Source organism: Dyella agri (assembly GCF_044904705.1).
GTDB classification, from domain to species: Bacteria; Pseudomonadota; Gammaproteobacteria; order Xanthomonadales; family Rhodanobacteraceae; genus Rhodanobacter_A; species Rhodanobacter_A agri.
Map to the genome: position 1 here is coordinate 1 of NZ_JADIKL010000021.1, position 5387 is coordinate 5387.

The window sequence follows — 5387 nt, forward strand, 5'->3', positions numbered from 1 at the left end:
CAAACGCCCTCACCGATAACGGTGAGGGCGTTTAAGGATAAAGCCCCTGGCGGTGACCTACTCTTGCATGCGAGATGCACACTACCATCGGCGCGGCTGCGTTTCACTTCCGAGTTCGGGATGGGATCGGGTGGGACCACAGCGCTATGGCCGCCAGGGAAGGGGTTGAAGCAGCGCAAGATGCGCCCGCTTCAATAAGTTGGCAAACGAGTGACAAGCGTCCGGGTTCTACAGGAACCGGCATGTGGTGAAGGCCACTTGGGGTTATATGGTCAAGCCGCACGGCTCATTAGTACGCGTAAGCTCAATGCATTGCTGCACTTCCACACCGCGCCTATCAACCACTTAGTCTAAATGGTGCCTACAGGAGAGTTGAACTCTCGGGAGATCTCATCTTGGGGCGCGCTTCCCGCTTAGATGCTTTCAGCGGTTATCGCTTCCGTTCATAGCTACCGGGCAATGCCATTGGCATGACAACCCGAACACCAGCGGAACGTCCACTCCGGTCCTCTCGTACTAGGAGCAGCCCCCCTCAAATCTCCAACGCCCACGACAGATAGGGACCGAACTGTCTCACGACGTTCTGAACCCAGCTCGCGTACCACTTTAAATGGCGAACAGCCATACCCTTGGGACCGGCTACAGCCCCAGGATGTGATGAGCCGACATCGAGGTGCCAAACACCGCCGTCGATATGAACTCTTGGGCGGTATCAGCCTGTTATCCCCGGAGTACCTTTTATCCGTTGAGCGATGGCCCTTCCATACAGAACCACCGGATCACTAAGACCTACTTTCGTACCTGCTTGATCCGTCGATCTTGCAGTCAAGCACGCTTATGCCTTTGCACACAGTGCGCGATGTCCGACCGCGCTGAGCGTACCTTCGTGCTCCTCCGTTACTCTTTGGGAGGAGACCGCCCCAGTCAAACTACCCACCATACACGGTCCCTGACCCGGATTACGGGCCGAGGTTAGAACGTCAAGCACTTCAGGGTGGTATTTCAAGGATGGCTCCACCGAAACTGGCGTCTCGGTTTCGTAGCCTCCCACCTATCCTACACAGAAGAACTCAACGTTCAGTGTAAAGCTATAGTAAAGGTTCACGGGGTCTTTCCGTCTTGCCGCGGGAACGCTGCATCTTCACAGCGATTTCAATTTCACTGAGTCTCGGGTGGAGACAGCGCCGCTGTCGTTACGCCATTCGTGCAGGTCGGAACTTACCCGACAAGGAATTTCGCTACCTTAGGACCGTTATAGTTACGGCCGCCGTTTACTGGGGCTTCGATCAAGAGCTTCGCCTTGCGGCTGACCCCATCAATTAACCTTCCAGCACCGGGCAGGCGTCACACCCTATACGTCCACTTTCGTGTTTGCAGAGTGCTGTGTTTTTGATAAACAGTCGCAGCGGCCAGGTTACTGCGACCCTTCTCAGCTCAGTCACGCACGTGACCACCAAAAAGGGCGCACCTTCTCCCGAAGTTACGGTGCCATTTTGCCTAGTTCCTTCACCCGAGTTCTCTCAAGCGCCTTGGGATTCTCACCCTGCCTACCAGTGTCGGTTTACGGTACGGTTTGCTGTAGCTGAAGCTTAGTGGCTTTTCCTGGAAGCGTGGTATCAGTCACTTCGCCCAAAAGGGCTCGTCTCGGTGCTCGGCATAAAGTGGACCGGATTTGCCTAATCCACATGCCTACTGCCTTTCCCCGGGACAACCAACGCCCGGTAGACCTAACCTTCTCCGTCCCCACATCGCACTACAGTCAAGTGCTGGAATATTAACCAGCTTCCCATCGACTACGCATTTCTGCCTCGCCTTAGGGGCCGACTCACCCTGCGCCGATGAACGTTGCGCGAGGAAACCTTGGGCTTTCGGCGTGCGGGCTTTTCACCCGCATTATCGTTACTCATGTCAGCATTCGCACTTCCGATACCTCCAGCAGACTTTACAATCCACCTTCACAGGCTTACGGAACGCTCCTCTACCGCGCACACTTGCGTGTGCACCCCGAGCTTCGGTGTCTAGCTTAGCCCCGTTAAATCTTCCGCGCAGACCGACTCGACCAGTGAGCTATTACGCTTTCTTTAAAGGATGGCTGCTTCTAAGCCAACCTCCTGGCTGTCTATGCCTTTCCACATCGTTTTCCACTTAGCTAGAACTTGGGGACCTTAGCTGCGGGTCTGGGTTGTTTCCCTTTTCACGACGGACGTTAGCACCCGCCGTGTGTCTCCCGGATAGTCTGTCCTGGTATTCGGAGTTTGCCATGGTTTGCTAAGTCGCGATGACCCGCTAGCCATAACAGTGCTCTACCCCCAGGAAGATTCGTCCGAGGCGCTACCTAAATAGCTTTCGAGGAGAACCAGCTATCTCCGAGTTTGTTTAGCCTTTCACTCCTATCCACAGCTCATCCCCATCTATTGCAACAGATGTGGGTTCGGTCCTCCAGTGCGTGTTACCGCACCTTCAACCTGGCCATGGATAGATCACTCGGTTTCGGGTCTACTGCCAGAGACTATGCGCCCTATTCAGACTCGGTTTCCCTTCGCCTCCCCTATACGGTTAAGCTTGCCACTGACAGTAAGTCGCTGACCCATTATACAAAAGGTACGCAGTCACCCTTGCGGGCTTCCACTGCTTGTACGTATACGGTTTCAGGGTCTATTTCACTCCCCTCTCCGGGGTTCTTTTCGCCTTTCCCTCACGGTACTTGTTCGCTATCGGTCAGTCAGGAGTATTTAGCCTTGGAGGATGGTCCCCCCATGTTCAGACAGGGTTTCTCGTGCCCCGCCCTACTCAATTTCACACCTAATGCCCTTTCGTCTACGGGGCTATCACCCGCTATGGCCGGCTTTTCCAAACCGTTCGACTAAAACACTAGATGCTTTTGGGCTTGTCCGCGTTCGCTCGTCGCTACTGACGGAATCTCGGTTGATTTCTTTTCCTCCGGGTACTTAGATATTTCAGTTCCCCGGGTTCGCCTCCGCAACCTATGAATTCAGTTACGGATACCGCTTGCGCGGTGGGTTTCCCCATTCGGACATTGCCGGATCAAAGCTTGTTGCCAGCTCCCCGACACTTTTCGCAGGCTGCCACGTCCTTCATCGCCTCTGACTGCCAAGGCATCCACCGTATACGCTTGGTCGCTTGACCATATAACCCCAAGTCGCCTCGGGATTACACGTTTCAAACCACCTGTTCGTGCCTTAACACATGTCTCGGTTCGGTTCGAACCAAGACGCTTGTCACTCGTTTGCCAGTTTTCAAAGAACACAAGAACGGCCTCAACGCCGCCTCGCTTCAAAATCTTTTAGTGTGCTTGGATTTCACGCGTCACCATGGTGGAGCCAGTCGGGATCGAACCGACGACCCCCTGCTTGCAAAGCAGGTGCTCTCCCAGCTGAGCTATGGCCCCGTGGTTGGTGGGTCTGGGAGGACTCGAACCACCGGCCTCACCCTTATCAGGGGTGCGCTCTAACCACCTGAGCTACAGACCCGGAAAGCTTCTTGCTAGGGACGCTACGTGAAATACAGGTGTCTTGTGTGGACGTCTTGCGCTTTTGAATCGCGCTGTCGTTCTCTAAAGGAGGTGATCCAGCCGCACCTTCCGATACGGCTACCTTGTTACGACTTCACCCCAGTCATGAACCACTCCGTGGTCGTCGTCCCCCTTGCGGTTAGACTAACGGCTTCTGGAGCAACTCACTCCCATGGTGTGACGGGCGGTGTGTACAAGGCCCGGGAACGTATTCACCGCAGCATAGCTGATCTGCGATTACTAGCGATTCCGACTTCATGGAGTCGAGTTGCAGACTCCAATCCGGACTGGGATCGGCTTTCTGGGATTGGCTCCACCTCGCGGTATTGCAACCCTCTGTACCGACCATTGTAGTACGTGTGTAGCCCTGGCCGTAAGGGCCATGAGGACTTGACGTCATCCCCACCTTCCTCCGGTTTGTCACCGGCAGTCTCCTTAGAGTTCCCACCATTACGTGCTGGCAACTAAGGACAAGGGTTGCGCTCGTTGCGGGACTTAACCCAACATCTCACGACACGAGCTGACGACAGCCATGCAGCACCTGTGTTCCGATTCCCGAAGGCACTCCCGCATCTCTGCAGGATTCCGGACATGTCAAGGCCAGGTAAGGTTCTTCGCGTTGCATCGAATTAAACCACATACTCCACCGCTTGTGCGGGCCCCCGTCAATTCCTTTGAGTTTCAGTCTTGCGACCGTACTCCCCAGGCGGCGAACTTAACGCGTTTGCTTCGACACTGATCTCCGAGTTGAGACCAACATCCAGTTCGCATCGTTTAGGGCGTGGACTACCAGGGTATCTAATCCTGTTTGCTCCCCACGCTTTCGTGCTTCAGCGTCAGTGTTGTCCCAGATGGCCGCCTTCGCCACTGATGTTCCTCCCGATCTCTACGCATTTCACCGCTACACCGGGAATTCCACCATCCTCTGACACACTCTAGCTATCCAGTATCCACCGCCATTCCCAGGTTGAGCCCGGGGATTTCACGGCAGACTTAAATAACCGCCTACGCACCCTTTACGCCCAGTAATTCCGATTAACGCTTGCACCCTTCGTATTACCGCGGCTGCTGGCACGAAGTTAGCCGGTGCTTATTCCTCAGGTACCGTCAGCCCCACCGGATATTAGCCGGTAGTATTTCGCTCCTGATAAAAGTGCTTTACAACCCGAAGGCCTTCTTCACACACGCGGCATTGCTGGATCAGGCTTGCGCCCATTGTCCAATATTCCCCACTGCTGCCTCCCGTAGGAGTCTGGGCCGTGTCTCAGTCCCAGTGTGGCTGATCATCCTCTCAGACCAGCTAGCGATCGTCGCCTTGGTAGGCCATTACCCTACCAACTAGCTAATCGCACATCGGTTCGTCCAACCGCGCGAGGTCTTGCGAGCCCCCGCTTTCTCCCTTAGGACGTATGCGGTATTAGCGTAAGTTTCCCTACGTTATCCCCCACGTTTGGGTAGATCCCGATGCATTACTCACCCGTCCGCCACTCGCCACCCGGTATTGCTACCTGTGCTGCCGTTCGACTTGCATGTGTTAGGCATGCCGCCAGCGTTCAATCTGAGCCAGGATCAAACTCTTCACTTAAGTTTTCGATCAACCGAAGTCGATCTATCTTTCTGAAGCGTGACCCCAACCATTGAAACTCATTACTGACTTTCTTTGGGTGGGACGCTTTGCATTGCTTGGACAAGTCATCGACTCGCCAGCGCAAGGCGTCCACACAATTCACCTGTGCACACTGTCAAAGATCTCTTCACCGCGGTCGTTTCCGCTAGAGGACATTTCGTCCCGGTGAGCCGCTCACTATACATCGTCTTTCCGGTCCGTCAACACCTGCAGCGAAGAATTTCTTGC

The 5387-nt window shown here is 54.8% G+C and carries 2 tRNA genes and 3 rRNA genes; all 5 read right to left on the reverse strand.

Annotated elements, in window-relative coordinates:
- Window positions 1–44 precede the first annotated feature (44 nt).
- The 5 genes from rrf to ISP14_RS18690 all read right to left on the reverse strand — a co-directional run bounded on the left by rrf (window position 45) and on the right by ISP14_RS18690 (window position 5117).
- Window positions 45–158, reverse strand: a 5S ribosomal RNA gene (gene rrf / locus ISP14_RS18670).
- Window positions 159–268: 110 nt separating this feature from the next.
- Window positions 269–3147, reverse strand: a 23S ribosomal RNA gene (locus ISP14_RS18675).
- Between the two features lie 186 nt (window positions 3148–3333).
- Window positions 3334–3409, reverse strand: a tRNA-Ala gene (locus ISP14_RS18680).
- A 5-nt stretch (window positions 3410–3414) separates the two neighbouring features.
- Window positions 3415–3491: transfer RNA gene (locus ISP14_RS18685), tRNA-Ile, on the reverse strand.
- Between the two features lie 85 nt (window positions 3492–3576).
- Window positions 3577–5117 (reverse strand): 16S ribosomal RNA (locus ISP14_RS18690).
- Together the 16S, 23S and 5S rRNA genes with 2 tRNA genes alongside form the textbook arrangement of a ribosomal RNA operon.
- Window positions 5118–5387 lie beyond the last annotated feature (270 nt).